Below are 16437 nucleotides of genomic sequence, written 5' to 3'. Positions count from 1 at the left end.
CCATCGCCCCCGTCTGTCCCTAGCGCCTGAGAGCTTTACCCCTTCGGCGGCCCCGAATGACCGGGACACTTTCCAGACTGTCAGGCGCGCGCGGTCCTGGGTGCCTGAGAGATTCCGGGGGCGGTTGCTCCTTCGGCGTCGCAGCTTTCGCTGCAAACTCTCCCGCGCGGCCTTCCGGGCGCTTGCGCGTCCGGCGACCGCGGTGCCTTGGCTGGCGCCACGGACGGAGTCAACGCGGCCTTTCGGTGAAATGCTAGCGCGTTGCGTTGTAGCGAAGCTGGTCCTGCGTCAGCTGGAAGCCGACCAAATGTTCAAACGTCGCATTGGCAACCGCCGCGCGCACACCGGGATCGGCCAGCGGATCAACCGCCGCCTGCGTATCCCCCGCCTTGCGCGGTCGCGTCAGGATGGCGCGCACATTGGCCGGAAGGGTCGCCGCGGCGCGGTTGACGCGAATGCTCGCCTGGACGCGGGTCCAGCCGTGCAAGCTGCCGGCCGGGAAATTGATGACGGCTTGGCCGACGCGCTTGGCGACGATCCGGGAGCCCCCCTGAAGCGCGACATCGAAATAAGGCAGCACCACCTGCCGCGCCGGCCCAGCATCGCGGCGCAGCGCCGTGACCGTGAAGGTCACTGTCGACACCATATCGGCCCCAGCCTCCTGGCAGACAGCACGGACATCGCTGATTGCCGCTGTGACGTCGATCGCGGTCGAATCCGTGCTTCCAGCGGGATTGAAGAGCGTCACGTCGCCCGTGCCGGCCGGCACCGCCGCGATCGGGCAGGAACTGCGGATGGCATAGACGCCGCCATCGACGAAATCGCCGCGGGTGCGGCACCCGCTAAGGACGGTCAAAGCGATAAAAGCGGCGATACGAAGCTTCACGGTGGGAGAATTCCTTGGCGGCCTGGTGCGGTGCGGCGTTCATAGGAAGCCCCTTCTATGCCTGCAAGCGATGCCTTACATGGGCCGGCAATGGCTGAGCTTCCCCATCTCCGCGTGCTGGTCGCGGCCCCGCGCGGTTTCTGCGCCGGGGTCGACCGCGCAATCCAGATCGTCGAGCTCGCGCTCGAACGTTATGGCGCGCCGGTCTACGTCCGGCATGAAATCGTCCACAACCGCTTCGTCGTCGATCGCCTGCGCGACATGGGCGCCATTTTCGTTGAGGACTTGGCCGACGTGCCCGATGGCCGTCCGGTGGTGTTCTCCGCGCATGGCGTGCCCAAGTCAGTGCCTGCGGAAGCCGAAGGGCGTGGACTGTCTTACGTCGATGCCACTTGTCCGCTTGTGTCCAAGGTGCATCGGCAGGCGGAACGTCTGATCAAGGACGGGCGGCACATCATGTTCATCGGCCACGCCGGCCACCCCGAAGTGATCGGCACGTTTGGACAGGTGCCGCCGGGTTCGATGACCTTGGTGGAATCGGTGGAGGACGTCGCAGAGATCGAGGTGGCGGATCCCGACAATCTGTCTTTCCTTACGCAAACGACGCTCTCAGTCGACGATACGCGTGAGATAGTGGATGCGCTCACGGCGCGTTTTCCCAACATTCTGGCGCCGCGCAGCGAGGACATTTGCTACGCCACGTCCAACAGGCAGGCGGCGGTCAAGGCGATCGCTGCGAAATGCGAACGGATCCTGGTCATCGGCGCGCCCAATAGCAGCAATTCGCTTCGTCTCGCCGAGGTCGCTGAGCGGCTCGGCGTCCCCGCCCGGCTGATCGAGCGCGCACGCGATATCGATTGGGAATGGCTCGGCCAGCCCGACACGATTGGCCTCACGGCCGGTGCGTCCGCCCCCGAGCTTCTCGTTCGGGAGGTGATGACAGCGCTCGAGGAGCGCTTCCACGTCACGGAGGAAGAAGCCGACCACAATCCAGAACGAATGGTCTTCAAACTGCCGCGTGAGCTTGTCGCCTGACGTGACGTCGCTGCCTGCTGTCGAGATGTTCACCGACGGCGCGTGCCGCGGCAATCCGGGACCGGGCGGTTGGGCCGCACTTCTTCGCACGGATGCCAAGGAACGCGAGCTGTCGGGCGGGGAGCCGCTGACGACTAACAATCGCATGGAATTGCTCGCCGCCATTCGCGGGCTCGAAGCGCTCAAGCGCCCGTGCCGTGTCCAGCTCCATACCGACAGCCAATATGTCCGTGATGGAATCACCAAGTGGATTCATCGCTGGCGGCAGAACGGTTGGCGTACCTCCGACAAGAAACCTGTCAAGAACGCGGAGCTTTGGCAGGCGCTAATCGAGGCGTCCGAGCCGCACCGCGTTGAATGGCATTGGGTAAAGGGCCACAGCGGCCATCCGGAAAACGATCGCGTCGATGCCCTCGCCTGCGCGGCGGCCGACCGGCAGAAAGCGGCGACCTAGCGCCGGCGTCGGCTCTGGCGGAGGGCGCGGGCCTCCTCCCGGCTGATCCAGCGCACGTCGCGTACCGCGCAATATTGTGCGCCAATCGGGCTCGGCACGACCAGCTGCGCGTCGAGGCCCGAACAGATCCACGATCCGCCGCCGAAGGTCCGCACCCCGATGCCGCGCGCCCAATTCAAGTCGGGACAGTCGCCCAGCGTTTGCAGCGCAAAGGTGCGGTTGCCGCCGGCGCGCATCAGCACGAGCCCCCCGGGAAGCGTTTCAAACCCGCGAATGGCCGAGGCGTTGAAGCATTGCCGCGCCGGCTGGGCTGCGCTCGGCGTTGCGGGAAGTCCGGCAACGGCGGCGAGCGACGCTGTGGCCAGGCCCAGGCTGGTGAGCGTGATTGCGGTCCACCTCATTATCGGCTCCTTCGCGTCTGAAACGCGCACGGTCGCCGCCGGTGCCGTCACGGCGCAAAGCGCCCCGGCGCGAACGTCGCCGCATTGATATGCGCGACCATCGGATCGGGCGGATCGCCGGTCAGCAGCGCCGCCGCCATCCGCGCGGCCGCGGGCGACGTCTGAATCCCGAACCCGCCCTGCCCCGCGCACCAGAAGAATCCGTCGGCGCGGGGGTCGAAGCCATAGACCGGGAGCCGGTCGGGCGCGAAGGTGCGCAAGCCTGCCCAGCGCCGCTCGACGGCCTCGACCGGCCAGTCCACCACCTGCTCGAAACGGTCGATCGCGATGGCGACATCGATCTCCTCCGGCGCCGCATCGCATGGGTCGGTGGCGATCTCGTCATGCGGGCTGAGCCAGATCGTACGGTCGCCCTCGCCCTTGAAATAAAAGGTGCCCTCAGGATCGTCGACCAGCGGCAGGTCGCGCAGGCCCGGTTGGCCGACGCGAAGCTGGACCATCGTTCGCCGCTTGGCGGCCAGGCCGAGTGGCGGCACCCCGCAGGCCTCGGCCACGGCATCGGCCCACGCGCCGGCGGCATTGACGAGGACGGCCGACGTTTGCGTGTCCCCATCGTCGAAGTGCGCGGTCCAGCGGCCGCCGTCGCGATGCGCGCGGGCCAGCCGCCGGCCCGGCTCGACAATCCCGCCGCACGCTCGGAAGTCGGCCAGGAAGGCAGCGTGAAGCGCCGCGACGTCGATATCCGCGCACCCTGGCTCCAGAATCGCGTGCCGCCATTCGGGCCGGATTCCGGGTAGCATCCGCTCGAGGGCGTTGCGGTCGATCGGCCGGGAATCGACCCCCACCGGCGCCTCCGGCGGCCCGGTCCGTGAAACGTGAAGCGCTCCGCGTGTCCGCAGGAACCCGCCCGCTTCAAGGAACGTGCGGGAGGCGGCGGTGAGCTTCGCCACCTGCGGCCCCCCGTAACTTTCCAGCCAGAAGGCTGCCGATCGCCCCGTGGCATGATAGCCGCAGTGCGCCTCCGCCTCGACGATCAGCGTCCGGCGCGCTTCCGCGATGGCCGCGCCCAAGCTCGCTCCGGCGATCCCGCCGCCAATGATGATGACGTCCCAATCCTGCATTGCGTGGCCCGGTTACGAATTGGAAAGCCGCGCCGTCTAGGGGTGGCGGTCATGATCAACGTCGCCTTTACCGGAATTCTGATGGGAATCCTGGCGCTGCTGCTGGTGATCGCCGCGGTCGTCGACATTCGTACCTTCACGATTTCCAACAAGCTGAATCTCGCCGTCGCGTTGCTCGCGCCACTCTATTGGTATGCGGCGCAATTCACCTTCGGCCAGATCGTGCTGATGGTCGCGGCGGCCGTCGTCGTCTTCCTGCTGTTCGCCGCGACCTTCTATGCAGGGCTCATGGGCGGCGGCGACGTCAAGCTCGCGGCAGCGCTCGCGCTGTGGTTCCCGCCTTATGCGACCATAAAGATGCTGGTCCTGATGTCGGTCGCGGGCGGCGTGCTGACGTTGGGGATCGTCGCCTGGCACCGTTTCAAGAATCGGCCGGGAAAGCCCGAAATTCCATATGGGGTCGCCATTGCGTCCGGTGGTCTCGTCATTCTCGCCCAACGGTTTCTTAACCAATTTGCCTGATGTGTGAGGCTGAACTGGGGGCCCTCGAAGGGGAGGCGATAGCGCCATGAATGTAAAGAAGATCGCTCTGCTCGTAGGAGCGCTGGTCATTGCGGTCGTCACCGCGGTCATGGCCAAGAATATGTTCGCTGGTGCTGGGGCGCAGCAGGCTCAGGCCGCGCCCGTCCCTGACGGACCCAAGGTTCTGGTCGCGAAGAAGTCGTTGCCGGTCGGCACGATCATCGACGCCGAAAGCTTCGCTTATCAGCCGTGGCCCAAGGAACTGATGCAGGGTGCCTATTATGTCGAAGGCGCGCCCGACGGCGACCCCAAGGCGCTGATGGGCACCGTCGTCCGCTATGCGCTGACGGCTGGCCAGCCGGCCACGCGCGGCTCGCTCGTTGGTCCCAACGATCGTGGCTTCCTAGCCGCGGCGCTGAGCCCCGGCATGCGCGCCATCACCGTTCCCGTGAATGCCTCGACCGGCGTCGCCGGCTTCGTCTTCCCGGGCGATCGCGTTGACATGGTGCTCACCCAGGAAGTGAAGGGTGGCGGTGACGGCGACCCGCTGAAGGTATCCGAAACCATCGTTCGCAACATTCGCGTGCTTGCGACCGACCAGCGCATCAGCAGCACCGACGCGGAAGGCAAGACCCAGGTCCGGACCTTCTCCAATGTCACCATCGAAGTCACGCCCCGCCTGGCCGAGAAGATCGTCGTCGCCCAGAGCGTCGGCACCCTGTCGCTGTCCCTGCGCTCGATCGCCGACAGCACGGCCGAGCTGGAGCGTGCAGTCGCAGCCGGTGAGGTCAAGGTTCCGGCGGGCGTCAACCCGGCGCAGGAGCGGCAGATGCTGCTCGCCGTCGCCAATCGGCCTCTCGATGCCAACCCGACCTTCAGCACGGGTGGCGACGTGTCGCGCTTCCAGCGCCGTACCGTGCCTGCGCGCCAGCAGGACGAAGCTTCGAAAATGGCGGCAGCCATGGCCGGCTTCGGCAAGGGACTTGGCCAAGCCATCGCAGGAGCACCCGGCGCCGCGCCCGCTCCGACCGGACCCGCTGTCCGAGTCACTCGCGGCAACAATGTCACCGTCGTTCCGGTGGGAGCTCGCTAACATGACCAATCGCAACATCACTCGCCGGGCACGCCTCGGCACGGCCTTCGCCGCTTTGGCCATCGCCATGGGCACCGTCGGCACGGCCTTTCCGGCGGACGCCCAGTCGTCGCGGACCTATCGCCCCAGCGGCGTGACGGTCCTGTCGATCGGCGAAGGCCAGGTCGTCAACGCGCCGCGCAAGATTGCCGACGTGTGGGTATCCAACCCCGACGTTGCCGATGTCCACGTGACCAACGCGCGCCAGCTCAACCTGTTCGGGAAGAAATCCGGCGAAGCGACGCTGATCGCGACGGCGGCCGACGGGTCGGTAGTTTACGCGACCAACGTCCGTGTCAGCCAGAACCTGTCATCGGTCAACGAGGTGCTTCGCGCCGCAATGCCCGAATCGAACATCACTGTGACGCCCATCGGGCAGGTCGCGGTAATGAACGGGACGGTCGCTTCGCCGGAAGATGCGGCGCAGGCGCAAGCCCTGGTCGCCGCCTACCTCAATCCCGGCAAGAAAGATGGCGATGTGCTCGACATCGTGCCGATCAACCGACTGAAGACGGCGACTCCGCTGCAGGTGAATCTTCGCGTCCGCATCGCTGAAATCAACCGCACGCTGATCAAGGAGGTCGGCGTCAACCTGCTGACTCGCGACCGGAGCGGCGGCCTGCTTGGCGGCATCGGCCGCGGCGATCCCGGATCGATCCGCACCGTTCCTGGGGTTTATGATCCCATCAGCGGCACGATCACCGGTGAGATCGATCCGATCACGGGCGCCCTTCCGGGGACGGACAGCGTTCGCTTCAAGACCATCGCCGACGGCACGTCCATCGGCATGTTCGGGAAGATCCTTGGCCTCGACGTGCTCGGCACCCTCGACCTGCTCGAAAATGACGGCAGCGTGAAGACGTTGGCGGAGCCGAACCTGACTGCGCTGTCGGGCGAAACCGCAAGCTTCCTCGCGGGCGGCGAATTCCCGATCCCGGTGTCTCAGTCGCTTGGATCGATCACCATCGAATACAAGCAATATGGTGTCGGCCTGGCCTTCACGCCGATCGTTCTGGCGGATGGCCGCATTTCGATGCGCGTCCGACCGGAAGTCAGCGAACTGTCCAACGAAGGCGCCGTCCGGCTCAACAACTTCCTGGTCCCGGCGCTGACCACGCGTCGCGCCGAAACCACGGTCGAACTGGGCTCGGGCCAATCGTTCATGATCGGCGGCCTCCTTCGCAACCGCGTGACCAACACGGTCGAAAAGGCGCCGTTCCTCGGCGACTTGCCGATCCTTGGCTCGCTGTTCCGCTCGACCGCCTACCGCCGGGACGAGACGGAGCTGGTCATCATCGTGACGCCGTACCTGGTCCGGCCTGCGTCCAAGCAGCTTGCGCTGCCGACGGACGGCTACCGGGTGCCGACGGATACCGATCGTATCCTCGAAGGAAAGACGTACGACGGGGTTTCCGGACCTCGCGGTGTCCAGCCGACGGCCATTCCGGCCCAGCCGCTGCCGTCCCCGGCGATGAGCAGCGCCCCTGCAATCGGCGGCGCGGCCGCCGTCGCTCCGGGCTTCAAGCTGTGACCCGCGCCTCTTTCAGGAAGGATGCCACGATGCGTTCCAAACTGCTCCTCATCGCGCTTTGCGCAACGGTCGCGGCGTGCAAGACGGACACGCCCGAGCGCGGACTCGCAACGGTTCACGTGCCGGTTGTGACCAGCCAGGACTTCGTGTTCGACGCGGCTGCCCCAGGTGGTTCGCTCGCCCCAGGTGAGGCCGAACGCCTCGACGGCTGGTTTCAGGGCCTCGGTCTTGGTTACGGCGATACGCTTTACGTCGACGGGCCGTTTTCCGACGACGCCCGTGCGCGGGTTGCCCAGGTCGCCGGTCGTTACGGCATGATGGTCCAACCCGGGGCCCCCGTGGTTGCTGGCGCTGTGCGCCCGGACGCAGTCCGCGTGATTGTCAGCCGCCGCCGTGCCGAAGTCCCCGGCTGTCCCAATTGGGATACGAAGGCCCAGCCGAATTTCGCCAACAAGCAGATGTCCAACTTCGGCTGCGCCGTGAGTTCGAATCTGGCGGCGATGATCGCGGATCCGGTCGACCTGATCCATGGGCGCGAGGGCAACGGCGTGCAGGACGCGTCGACCGCCGCGCGGGCCATCCAGATGTATCGCAGCGCTCCGCCGACCGGTGCCAAGGGTCTGCAAAGCGTCAATACGAAGGGCAATTAAGCATGAACGCTCCGTTTCAGTCACGCGCTGGTCTGCGCGATCCGTTCACCGCCTTCGTCTGTGACGATGCGACGGCGGACATGCTCCGTCCCGTCGCGGTTGAGCACGGCTGGAGTCCGGAGAAGGTCAACAAGGGCGGACTGCGAAACGCGGTCCAGTCGCTCTCGGTCTCGGCCAGCCCGAACATCCTGTTCGTGGACTTGTCCGAATCGGGCGATCCGCTCAGCGACATCAATGCCCTCGCCGAGGTGTGCGAGCCGGGGACGATCGTCATCGCGTCAGGTACCGTCAATGACGTGCGCCTGTACCGCGATCTGGTCGCCAGCGGCATCCACGACTATCTGCTGAAACCGTTCACGGTGGATCAGCTGCGCGACACGTTCGCGCATGCGCAGATGATCTTGTCGGGTCCGCGCGGTGAAGCACAGGCCGACAAGCCGCACGTCATGGCCGCCGTGATCGGCGTCCGCGGCGGCGTTGGCGCCTCGACCATGGCGACTTCGATCGCCTGGTTGCTTGGGGAACGTGCGCACCGTTCGACGGCGCTGCTCGACCTCGACGTCCATTTCGGGACCGGCGCCCTGGCGCTCGATCTGGAACCGGGCCGCGGCCTCACCGACGCGATCGAGAATCCGAGCCGCATCGACGGCCTGTTCATCGAACGCGCCATGGTTCGCGCCAACGAGCGTCTGTCGGTGTTGTCGGCGGAAGCGCCGATCAACCAGCCCTTGGTCACCGATGGCACCGCGTTCTTCCAGTTGCAGGAAGAAATGCGCAACGCCTTCGAATCGACGGTGCTCGACCTGCCCCGGCACATGATGATCCAGTACCCGCACCTCGTTCACGACGCGCATGTCGCGGTCGTCGTCGCGGAGCTGACGCTGGCAGCCACGCGTGACACCATCCGGGTGCTCGCCTGGCTCAAGTCGAACGCGCCGCAGACCAAGGTGATCGTGGTTGCCAATGGCGTCCCCTCAGGCGGCGCTCTGGAAATCAGCCGCAAGGATTTCGAGCAGTCGATCGAACGAGGCGTGGACCTGGTCTTCCCGTACGACGCCAAGCTCGCCGCCCAGGCGGCCAAGCTTGGCAAGCCGATGGCGGAAGTCGCCGGCGGCAAGATGGCCGCGCCCTTCTCCACCCTGTCGGGAATGGTTCTCAACCATAGCAGCGAAGAGGGTGCGACGGGGGAATCCAGCGCGGCGGCCGGCGCCAAGTCGCTGGTCGACAATCTGATGTCCAAGCTGTCCAAGCCGAAGGCGCAGGCAGCCTAGCAAGTGACCGTTCGCCGGGGCTTAGGCACTGGCGGAATTGACGAGAGGCGAAGGCGATCATGCTCTTCTGGATCATCCTGGCTGGCGTCGGTAGCGCCCTTCTGCTCGCCATTGCGGCGTTTCAGGGGCCGTCGGCATCAAAGGCGCTCAAGCGCCGCATGGAACTCGTCAAGGAACGGCACGGCGACGTCATTGCGGGCAATGCGCAGGCGCAGATTCGCAAGCTCATGGCCCAGCGGAACAGCCGGATCGAAGGTTATGCCTCGACCCTGATCCCGAAGCCCGCGCTTCTTCGCCGCCGGCTGGAGATGACCGGCAAGGAAATCAGCCTGGCGAAATATGCCACGATCTGCCTTGGCGTGATCGTCGTTGTCGCGGGTCTTCTGACGTTCCGCGGCGCGCCGTTCCTGCTGTCAGCGATGTTCGGCCTCTTCGTCGGCATCGGCGTGCCCTATTTCGTCGTCGGCCGGATGATCAAACGGCGTGTGAACAAGTTTAATACGAACTTCCCTGACGCCATTGAGCTGATGGTGCGCGGACTTCGCTCGGGCCTTCCGATCACGGAGACCCTGGGAATCGTTGCCGGTGAGGTTTCAGGGCCGGTCGGCGTCGAATTCCGGGCGGTGTCGGACAAGATGAAAATTGGCCGTACGATGGAAGCGGCGCTTCAGGAAACGGCGGATCGTCTGGGCACACCGGAATTCCAGTTCTTTGTCATCACGCTCGCCATCCAGCGCGAGACCGGCGGCAACCTGGCCGAGACCCTTTCCAACCTTGCCGACGTGCTGCGCAAGCGCGCGCAGATGAAACTGAAGATCCGCGCGATGAGCTCGGAATCCAAGGCTTCGGCCTACATCGTCGGCTCGCTGCCTTTCATCGTCTTTGGCCTCGTGTGGTTCATCAACCCGGGATACATGGACGGCTTTTTCACCGACCAGCGGCTGATGGTGGCCGGCCTTGGCGGCTTGGTATGGATGAGCATCGGGGTGCTCATCATGGCCAAGATGGTCAACTTCGAAATCTGAGGGGGAAGACGTGCAAGCACCGCCGCCAACTGGCCCTACCCTTCTCGGCTTCGACGTGATCTGGATCGCGACGGTGCTCAGCGCCGTCGCAACCTTCGCCGTGCTCCTCGCCATTTACGCCGCGACGACGGTGCGCGACCCGATGGCGCGCCGCGTCAAGGCCCTGAACGAGCGCCGCGAGCAGCTGAAAGCGGGCATCGTTGCCTCGACCAACAAGCGCAAGAAGCTGACCAACAAGAACGAAGCGGCCGACCGGGTCCGCTCGATCCTCAGCAGCTTCAAGATGCTGCAGGACGACCAGATCAAGAAGACGCAGCTGCGCCTCATGCAGGCCGGCATCCGCACCAAGGACCTGGCGTTCTTCATCATCTTCGCGCGCTTCGTGCTGCCGGTGGTGATCGGGATCAGCGCGATCCTCGCTATCTATGTCTTCGACGTCTTCCCCGATTGGTCGGCGCTGCGCCGCTACATGACCGTCACGGGCTCGCTCGTCGGCAGCTACAAGGCACCGGACATCTGGCTCAAGAACAAGGTGACCAAGCGCAGCAACGCGGTCCGCAAGGGTCTTCCCGACGCGCTCGACCTGCTCGTCATCTGCGCCGAGGCGGGCCTTACCGTCGATGCCGCCTTCGCCCGTGTGTCCAAGGAACTCGGCAAGGCCTATCCTGAGCTTGGCGACGAATTCGGCCTCACTGCGATTGAGCTTGGCTTCCTCAACGAGCGCCGCATGGCGTTCGAGAACCTGGCCAACCGTGTCGACCTGGAGGCCGTGCGCGGTGTGGTCACGACCATGATCCAGACCGAAAAGTACGGTACGCCGCTCGCTTCGGCTTTGCGCGTGCTGTCTGCAGAGTTCCGCCACGCCCGAATGATGCGCGCGGAGGAGAAGGCTGCCCGCTTGCCCGCGATCATGACCGTGCCGCTGATCTGCTTCATCCTGCCGGTGCTGTTCATCGTCATCCTCGGCCGGCTGCCTGCTCGATCAGCGACAGCTTCATCAACGGCTGATCCCTTCGTCCCCCGGGCCGTGCCCGGGGGCGCTTGGGGAACGCAGCGGCCCGCCCGAGCGTAGTCGCCTCAACACCAGCGCTGTTGGGGATGCGGAATGAATATCATGAACGATCCGAACCTGTGGGTGATCTGCGCCCTAGTGTTCGTCCTCGGGCTTCTTGTCGGCGTGTTCCTCACCGCCGGCGGGCGCAAGAAGTGGAAGACCCGCTACAACGCGGAAATCGATCGCCGCAAGGAGCTTGAGCGCGCCCACCAGGAGCGCGAGCAGAATTGGGCCAACCAGGAACGCGAATGGCGTGAACGCGACAGCCTGCGCGGCGCCGCGGCGCGCGGCGGCCCGACCTCGCGGGACATCGACGGTGACGGCGTCCGCGACAGCGCCGACCGTCGCCCGACCGACGATCGGAGAGCCTAGCCCTCGATCCTCGAGAAATCCGCGACGCGGTTCACCGCGTCACGGAATCGCGCAAGCAGCGCCAGCCGACGCGCCCGTGTGCCCGCGTCCGGGTCGTTGACGGTCACCTTGTCGAAAAAGTCGTCGATCGGCCCGCGCAGCGACGCGAGTGCAGCCATCGCCGCGGTAAAGTCCTCGGCCTCGATCGCGGCCGAAGCCTTCGGCTCCGCCGCATCAAGCGCTGCAACCAACGCCGCCTCCTCTGGCGCGACTTCACCGTCACCCCGGACTTGATCCGGGGTCCAACTGCCCTCTTCTTTCTTCAGGATATTCGCCGCCCGCTTGAAACCCGCGAGGAGGTCTCGTCCCTCGGGCGTCTCCACAAACGCCTGCAGCGCCTTCACCCGGGCGAGCAAGCGGATGAGGTCATCCTCGCCGCCAAGCGCAAAGACGGCGTCGATCAGGTCATGCCGAATACCAGCCTCGCGCTGCTGTACCTTCAGGCGATCGGCGAAGAAATCCATGATCTCCTTTTGGTCGACCTTGGCTTCAGCCATGCCGAACGCCTCACGCAGACGTAGCCGCGTTCCGTTCACGATGATCGTCTGGATGATGCCCAGCGCGGCGCGACGGAGCGCAAACGGATCTTTCGATCCCGTCGGCTTGATCCCCCTGGCGAAGAACGCGGCGAGTGTGTCGATCCGGTCGGCCAGCGCGACGCAAGCCGGGATGCAGCCCTCAACCGACTGCTGATACTGCTGGCGCAAAGCAGCGACGGTGCCCGGCTTTTCCCCGCCACGTTCCGCATAGTAACTGCCCATCACACCCTGCAGTTCGGGAAACTCTCCAACCATGGCCGAAGCGAGGTCCGCCTTCGCAAGCAGTCCGGCACGATAAGCCGTATCGGGATCGCGTTCCTTAAACCAATGCGTGCAAATCTCGCGGGACAGGCGCGCGACGCGTTCCGCCTTCTCATGTAGCGAACCGAGCCCTTCGTAGAACAGCATTTGCTCAAGCTTCGCAGCCTGCTCCTCGAGCGGCACCTTCAGGTCCTGCTCCCAGAAGAAGCGCGCGTCGGCGAGGCGCGCGGCGAGCACGCGCTTGTTGCCCTCGACGATCGAGGCGCCGCCGTCCTTCGCGTCGATGTTGGCGACGCACACGAACGCCGGGGCCAGCCCGCCATCCGCGCCCGCGCAGGCAAAATACTTTTGGTTGGTGCGCATCGTGAGCACGATCACTTCGCGCGGAACGTCAAGGAATTCGGGATCGAACCGGCCGAGCAAGTGCACCGGCCATTCGGTCAGCCCCGCATTCTCGACCACCAGCCCTTCGTCCTCGATCAGGCTCAGCCCGGCATCCGCCGCGGCCTTCGCCGCGCCCTCGCGGATCATCCGTTCGCGCTCGTCCTGGTCGACGATCACGTGGCAGGCGCGCAATTTCTCGAAATAATCGTCGGCGCTGCCGATGGTGATCGGTCCCGGATGGTGGAAGCGGTGGCCGACCGTGCTCGCGCCGCTAGTCACGCCGTCAATTTCGATCCGCACGATTTCCTCGCCGAGCAAGGCAACGATTCCCTGCAGCGGCCGCACCCAGCGCAGGTCGCCGTCGCCCCAGCGCATCGACTTGGGCCAGGGGAAATCGGTGACGATCCGCCGCACCGCCTCGGCAATGACGTCGGCAGCGGCGCGGCCTTCGCGCGCGATTATCGCGAACCAGACCCCGTCGCGCTCCGCCAGTTGGTCGCGCGTCAGCCCAGTCTTGCGCAGGAAGCCCTCGAGCGCCTGATCGGGGGCGGAGGTGCGCGGGCCCTTGATCTCTTCGCGCGACGCCTCGGTCCGGTCGGCGACATCGCGCGCGACGAGCACCAGCCGCCGCGGGGTCGAATGCACATCCACCGCGCCCCGCGCCAGGCCCGCCTCGTCGAGGCGTTCGGCGAACATCCTCGCCAGATCATTGCGCGCCCGCGCCTGCATCCGCGCCGGGATCTCCTCGGACAGCAGTTCGAGCAGGAAGTCGGCCATCAGACGCCCTTCCCCCGCTCGATCCATGCCCCGCATGCCGCCTTCGCCAGGTCGCGCACACGGCCGATGTACGCCTGCCGCTCAGCGACCGAGATCACGCCGCGCGCCTGCAGCGTGTTAAACACATGGCTGGCCTTGATCGCCTGCTCGTAGGCGGGGATCGGCAGGTTGCTCGACAGGCAATTCTCGCATTCCGCGGCTGCCTTGCGGAACAGGTCGAACAGCGCCTCGGTATTCGCGGTCTCGAAATGGTAAGCGGACATCTGCCGCTCATTTGCCAGGAACACGTCGCCGTAGCTGACGCCGGCGTCATTGAAGCGCAAGTCGAAGACGTTATCGACGCCCTGGATGTACATCGCCAGCCGCTCGAGCCCGTAGGTCAGCTCGCCTGTGACCGGCCGGCATTCGAACCCGCCGACCTGCTGGAAATAGGTGAACTGGGTGACCTCCATTCCGTCGCACCACACTTCCCAGCCGAGGCCCCAGGCACCCAGCGTCGGGCTTTCCCAATCATCCTCGACGAAGCGGATGTCATGCCTGGTGAAGTCGATGCCGATGGCGTCGAGGCTGCCGAGGTAAAGCTCTTGCAGATCCTTCGGGCTTGGCTTCAGCACCACTTGATATTGGTAATAGTGCCCCAGGCGGTTGGGGTTTTCGCCATAGCGACCGTCGGTTGGCCGGCGGCACGGCTGGACATAGGCGGCGCGCCACGGATCGGGGCCGAGCGCGCGCAGGACCGTCGCCGGATGGAATGTCCCCGCCCCCATTTCCAGGTCGTAAGGCTGAAGGATGACGCAGCCGCGTTCGCCCCAATAGCGATGCAGCGTCAGTATCAGGTCCTGGAAACTCAGGCTCAAGCGATCGATCCGTACGGTTAGCGTGAAGCCGCGGCTTTGGCCGATGCCGCGATGCCGTGCAACTGGCCGTTAAGCTTGCGCCCCTTACCGCTGATCCCCACGTATCGCCGCGAAAGGACGAACGCCTGTGATCCGATCTCTGCTGCGGCGGGCTTTGGCCGCTGTTTCGATGGGCCTCCTCGCCGCTGCGCCACTGGCCCCCGCACAGGCCAAGGCGCCCGCGCCCAAGCCGGCGTTGTGGGCAGTCAGCGATTCCGACACGACGGTCTATCTGTTCGGCACCATCCACCTTTTGCCCGACAATTATGCCTGGCGCACCCCGCGCTTCGAACAAGCGGTGGCGGGCTCGCAGCAGCTCGTCGTCGAAACCATCGTCGATGAAAGCAATCCGCACGAAATGCTCGGTGCGCTCGCCGGCCTGGGCTTTTCGAAGGGCCAGCCGCCGATCACCGCGCGCGTTCCCGCCGCCAAGCGCGCTGCGCTGGAGGCCGCCATCGCCAAGAGCGGCATTCCGCGCGCCAATTTCGACGGCATGGAAACGTGGGCCGCGGCGTTCATGCTGCTCGGCACGCAATTTCGCGAAATGGGCCTCAAGACCGGCCAGGGGGTCGAACCCGCGCTCCGCACCACCTTCACCCAGCAGGGCAAGACGGTCGGGCAGCTCGAAACCAACCGCGATCAGTTGAGCTTTTTCGACGCGCTTCCCGAACCGGCGCAGCGGGCCTTGCTCGAAGGCGCGATCGAGCCGCCGCAGGACATGAGCAAGGAATTCCAGGCGATGGTCGCCGCCTGGTCGCGTGGCGACGTCCAGGCAATTGCCCGCACCTTCAACGAGCAGATGGCGGCCTCGCCCGCGTTGCAGGAAATCCTGATGAAGCGCCGCAATGCCAATTGGAAGAATTGGGTGCAGCGGCGGATGGCTACCCCGGGGTCGGTCATGGTCGCGGTGGGCGCAGGGCATCTCGCGGGGCGCGATTCGCTGATCGACATGCTGAAGGACGGCGGGTTCAAGGTGCGCCGCGTCCAGTAACTCGCGGTGGCGCGGCGGCGCTCGTCTCAATTCGTCGCTTTAAATTCACAATGCGTGGAATTCGCTAGACATTTCTTAACGCCTTAGTGACCATGCTCGCTTGAGGGTGTCGGGCTGGGGGGTTCGATACGCGACGGGAATGTCGGCGTGGGGGCGCCTGGCAAGCGGGTGTCCGCGGCGCCATTCCTGTGCGTTTCGCCAACCGTGCCGGCTCGGCCTTTTGAGGGAGGGCTGACGGATGGGAATCATGACTCTGGCTGCAGCGATCGCGGCCGCGTCTCCCGGGGCGGCGTCCCTGCCTGATGCCGAACCAGCGATCTTCCAAGTCGCCGACGGCGATACCCGGGTTTACATCTTCGGCACCTTCCACGCACTCGATGGCAAGCCCGACTGGTTCAACGACGACGTCCGTACCGCCTTCGATCAATCGGCTGAACTGGTGCTCGAAACGGTCATTCCCGAGCCCGCGTCGGACCCGGCCCTCGCCGGTCCGCCGCCGGCGCTTCCGGGCCCGCAAGTCACCACTTCCGCTTCTTTCCTGGGCACGACCAAGATGGCGATCAAGGCCGGCAAGTCGCAGGGCCTAAGCGTCGCCCACGGTGCCGACATGGTGCTTCGCCGCGCCGCCGACGACGCGGGCAAGCCGGTCGAAGGCCTGGAGACCCTGGAATCGCAGCTCGCCATGTTTGCGCGCATGCCAGCCACCGCCCCGGCAAAGGCGGCACCCGGCGGACGTCCCGCCGAGCAGCGCGCGATGCCTGCGCTGTCGAAGGCGATGGTCGAACTGCAGAATGCATGGAAGCGTGGCGACCAGGCGATCTTCGTCCAGATGATCGACCAATTGCGCCGCTCGTCGCCCGATCTCTACCGCATGATGTTCGCGGAGCGGAACTCGCGCTGGGCCGATTGGATCGCGGCGCGGATGCAGACCCCTGGCACGGTGTTCGTCGCGGTCGGCGCCGGGCATCTCGCGGGCAAGGACAGCGTTCTCGTCCGCCTGGCCGAAATGGGCATCGAGTCTTCCCGCCTCAACTAAGCGCCGCGGGCCGCCGCAAACTTGCTTTTGCGCCGCCCTGGACTAGGGCGCGCCCTTCCC

The 16437-nt window shown here is 65.6% G+C and carries 16 protein-coding genes, 1 pseudogene and 2 riboswitches; of the genes and pseudogenes, 12 read left to right on the top strand and 5 right to left on the bottom strand.

The window, feature by feature from the left end; all coding sequences use genetic code 11:
* Positions 1 to 9: 9 nt before the first annotated feature.
* A riboswitch (glycine riboswitch) is annotated at positions 10 to 80 on the bottom strand.
* A 1-nt stretch (position 81) separates the two neighbouring features.
* A riboswitch (glycine riboswitch) is annotated at positions 82 to 175 on the bottom strand.
* A gap of 78 nt (positions 176 to 253) precedes the next feature.
* Positions 254 to 886: a hypothetical protein gene (locus tag H9L13_RS06345; RefSeq protein WP_235091248.1), complete on the bottom strand. Its 633-nt coding sequence runs from the start codon at positions 884 to 886 to the stop codon at positions 254 to 256.
* A 90-nt stretch (positions 887 to 976) separates the two neighbouring features.
* On the opposite strand from H9L13_RS06345, the gene ispH reads away from it, so the two are divergent.
* A complete protein-coding gene (gene ispH, locus H9L13_RS06340) occupies positions 977 to 1921 on the top strand; it encodes a 4-hydroxy-3-methylbut-2-enyl diphosphate reductase (protein WP_187536944.1) in 945 nt (314 codons plus the stop codon).
* Positions 1922 to 1946: 25 nt separating this feature from the next.
* A complete protein-coding gene (gene rnhA / locus H9L13_RS06335) occupies positions 1947 to 2375 on the top strand; it encodes a ribonuclease HI (RefSeq protein ID WP_223176502.1) in 429 nt (142 codons plus the stop codon).
* Here rnhA and H9L13_RS06330 read toward each other — a convergent pair.
* Both H9L13_RS06330 and H9L13_RS06325 read right to left on the bottom strand, forming a co-directional pair.
* Positions 2372 to 2776 (bottom strand): DUF6491 family protein, encoded by a 405-nt coding sequence (locus H9L13_RS06330; protein ID WP_187536942.1) that lies wholly within the window; start codon positions 2774 to 2776, stop codon positions 2372 to 2374. The genes rnhA and H9L13_RS06330 overlap by 4 nt on opposite strands.
* 47 nt (positions 2777 to 2823) lie before the next feature.
* Entirely contained in the window at positions 2824 to 3897 is a 1074-nt protein-coding gene (locus H9L13_RS06325; protein WP_187536941.1) for an NAD(P)/FAD-dependent oxidoreductase, read from the bottom strand.
* A gap of 51 nt (positions 3898 to 3948) precedes the next feature.
* Here H9L13_RS06325 and H9L13_RS06320 point away from each other — a divergent pair, with 51 nt between their 5' ends.
* The 8 genes and pseudogenes from H9L13_RS06320 (at position 3949) to H9L13_RS06285 (ending at position 11454) form a co-directional block, all read left to right on the top strand.
* On the top strand, positions 3949 to 4419 hold the full coding sequence (locus H9L13_RS06320; RefSeq protein WP_187536940.1) for an A24 family peptidase: 471 nt from the start codon (positions 3949 to 3951) through the stop codon (positions 4417 to 4419).
* Positions 4420 to 4465: 46 nt separating this feature from the next.
* Positions 4466 to 5512 (top strand): Flp pilus assembly protein CpaB, encoded by a 1047-nt coding sequence (gene cpaB / locus H9L13_RS06315; protein WP_187536939.1) that lies wholly within the window; start codon positions 4466 to 4468, stop codon positions 5510 to 5512.
* A gap of 1 nt (position 5513) precedes the next feature.
* A complete protein-coding gene (locus H9L13_RS06310) occupies positions 5514 to 7082 on the top strand; it encodes a type II and III secretion system protein family protein (protein WP_235091247.1) in 1569 nt (522 codons plus the stop codon).
* A 29-nt stretch (positions 7083 to 7111) separates the two neighbouring features.
* Positions 7112 to 7732 (top strand): CpaD family pilus assembly protein, encoded by a 621-nt coding sequence (locus H9L13_RS06305; RefSeq protein WP_187536938.1) that lies wholly within the window; start codon positions 7112 to 7114, stop codon positions 7730 to 7732.
* A 2-nt stretch (positions 7733 to 7734) separates the two neighbouring features.
* Entirely contained in the window at positions 7735 to 9003 is a 1269-nt protein-coding gene (locus tag H9L13_RS06300) for a pilus assembly protein CpaE (RefSeq protein ID WP_187536937.1), read from the top strand.
* 59 nt (positions 9004 to 9062) lie between these two features.
* The gene (locus tag H9L13_RS06295; protein WP_408022127.1) at positions 9063 to 10028 is read left to right on the top strand and encodes a type II secretion system F family protein; all 966 of its coding nucleotides are present in this window, start codon (positions 9063 to 9065) and stop codon (positions 10026 to 10028) included.
* A gap of 10 nt (positions 10029 to 10038) precedes the next feature.
* Positions 10039 to 11036 (top strand): annotated as a pseudogene (locus tag H9L13_RS06290) (type II secretion system F family protein).
* Positions 11037 to 11133: 97 nt separating this feature from the next.
* Positions 11134 to 11454 carry a hypothetical protein gene (locus tag H9L13_RS06285; protein ID WP_187536935.1) on the top strand — a complete coding sequence of 107 codons (321 nt, stop codon included), beginning with the start codon at positions 11134 to 11136 and terminating at the stop codon, positions 11452 to 11454.
* Here H9L13_RS06285 and glyS read toward each other — a convergent pair.
* Entirely contained in the window at positions 11451 to 13454 is a 2004-nt protein-coding gene (gene glyS / locus H9L13_RS06280) for a glycine--tRNA ligase subunit beta (protein ID WP_187536934.1), read from the bottom strand. The genes H9L13_RS06285 and glyS overlap by 4 nt on opposite strands.
* Positions 13454 to 14320 carry a glycine--tRNA ligase subunit alpha gene (locus H9L13_RS06275; RefSeq protein ID WP_328282568.1) on the bottom strand — a complete coding sequence of 289 codons (867 nt, stop codon included), beginning with the start codon at positions 14318 to 14320 and terminating at the stop codon, positions 13454 to 13456. The genes glyS and H9L13_RS06275 overlap by 1 nt, the downstream gene beginning before the upstream one ends.
* A gap of 118 nt (positions 14321 to 14438) precedes the next feature.
* On the opposite strand from H9L13_RS06275, the gene H9L13_RS06270 reads away from it, so the two are divergent.
* Both H9L13_RS06270 and H9L13_RS06265 read left to right on the top strand, forming a co-directional pair.
* Positions 14439 to 15341 carry a TraB/GumN family protein gene (locus H9L13_RS06270; protein WP_187536932.1) on the top strand — a complete coding sequence of 301 codons (903 nt, stop codon included), beginning with the start codon at positions 14439 to 14441 and terminating at the stop codon, positions 15339 to 15341.
* A 238-nt stretch (positions 15342 to 15579) separates the two neighbouring features.
* Positions 15580 to 16377 (top strand): TraB/GumN family protein, encoded by a 798-nt coding sequence (locus tag H9L13_RS06265; protein ID WP_187536931.1) that lies wholly within the window; start codon positions 15580 to 15582, stop codon positions 16375 to 16377.
* Positions 16378 to 16437 lie beyond the last annotated feature (60 nt).

The organism is Sphingomonas lutea (assembly GCF_014396785.1).
GTDB classification, from domain to species: domain Bacteria; phylum Pseudomonadota; class Alphaproteobacteria; order Sphingomonadales; family Sphingomonadaceae; genus Sphingomicrobium; species Sphingomicrobium luteum.
This window is presented reverse-complemented; position numbering and strand designations above follow the sequence as displayed.

Excerpts from the sequence above, each read along its gene's own strand:
- cpaB (WP_187536939.1), top strand. The coding sequence starts at position 4,466 with ATGAATGTAAAGAAGATCGCTCTGCTCGTAGGAGCGCTGGTCATTGCG.
- ispH (WP_187536944.1), top strand. The coding sequence starts at position 977 with ATGGCTGAGCTTCCCCATCTCCGCGTGCTGGTCGCGGCCCCGCGCGGT.
- H9L13_RS06325 (WP_187536941.1), bottom strand. The coding sequence starts at position 3,897 with ATGCAGGATTGGGACGTCATCATCATTGGCGGCGGGATCGCCGGAGCG.
- H9L13_RS06330 (WP_187536942.1), bottom strand. The coding sequence starts at position 2,776 with ATGAGGTGGACCGCAATCACGCTCACCAGCCTGGGCCTGGCCACAGCG.
- rnhA (WP_223176502.1), top strand. The coding sequence starts at position 1,947 with ATGTTCACCGACGGCGCGTGCCGCGGCAATCCGGGACCGGGCGGTTGG.
- H9L13_RS06295 (WP_408022127.1), top strand. The coding sequence starts at position 9,063 with ATGCTCTTCTGGATCATCCTGGCTGGCGTCGGTAGCGCCCTTCTGCTC.
- H9L13_RS06310 (WP_235091247.1), top strand. The coding sequence starts at position 5,514 with ATGACCAATCGCAACATCACTCGCCGGGCACGCCTCGGCACGGCCTTC.
- H9L13_RS06285 (WP_187536935.1), top strand. The coding sequence starts at position 11,134 with ATGAATATCATGAACGATCCGAACCTGTGGGTGATCTGCGCCCTAGTG.
- H9L13_RS06265 (WP_187536931.1), top strand. The coding sequence starts at position 15,580 with ATGGGAATCATGACTCTGGCTGCAGCGATCGCGGCCGCGTCTCCCGGG.
- H9L13_RS06320 (WP_187536940.1), top strand. The coding sequence starts at position 3,949 with ATGATCAACGTCGCCTTTACCGGAATTCTGATGGGAATCCTGGCGCTG.
- H9L13_RS06300 (WP_187536937.1), top strand. The coding sequence starts at position 7,735 with ATGAACGCTCCGTTTCAGTCACGCGCTGGTCTGCGCGATCCGTTCACC.
- H9L13_RS06305 (WP_187536938.1), top strand. The coding sequence starts at position 7,112 with ATGCGTTCCAAACTGCTCCTCATCGCGCTTTGCGCAACGGTCGCGGCG.
- glyS (WP_187536934.1), bottom strand. The coding sequence starts at position 13,454 with ATGGCCGACTTCCTGCTCGAACTGCTGTCCGAGGAGATCCCGGCGCGG.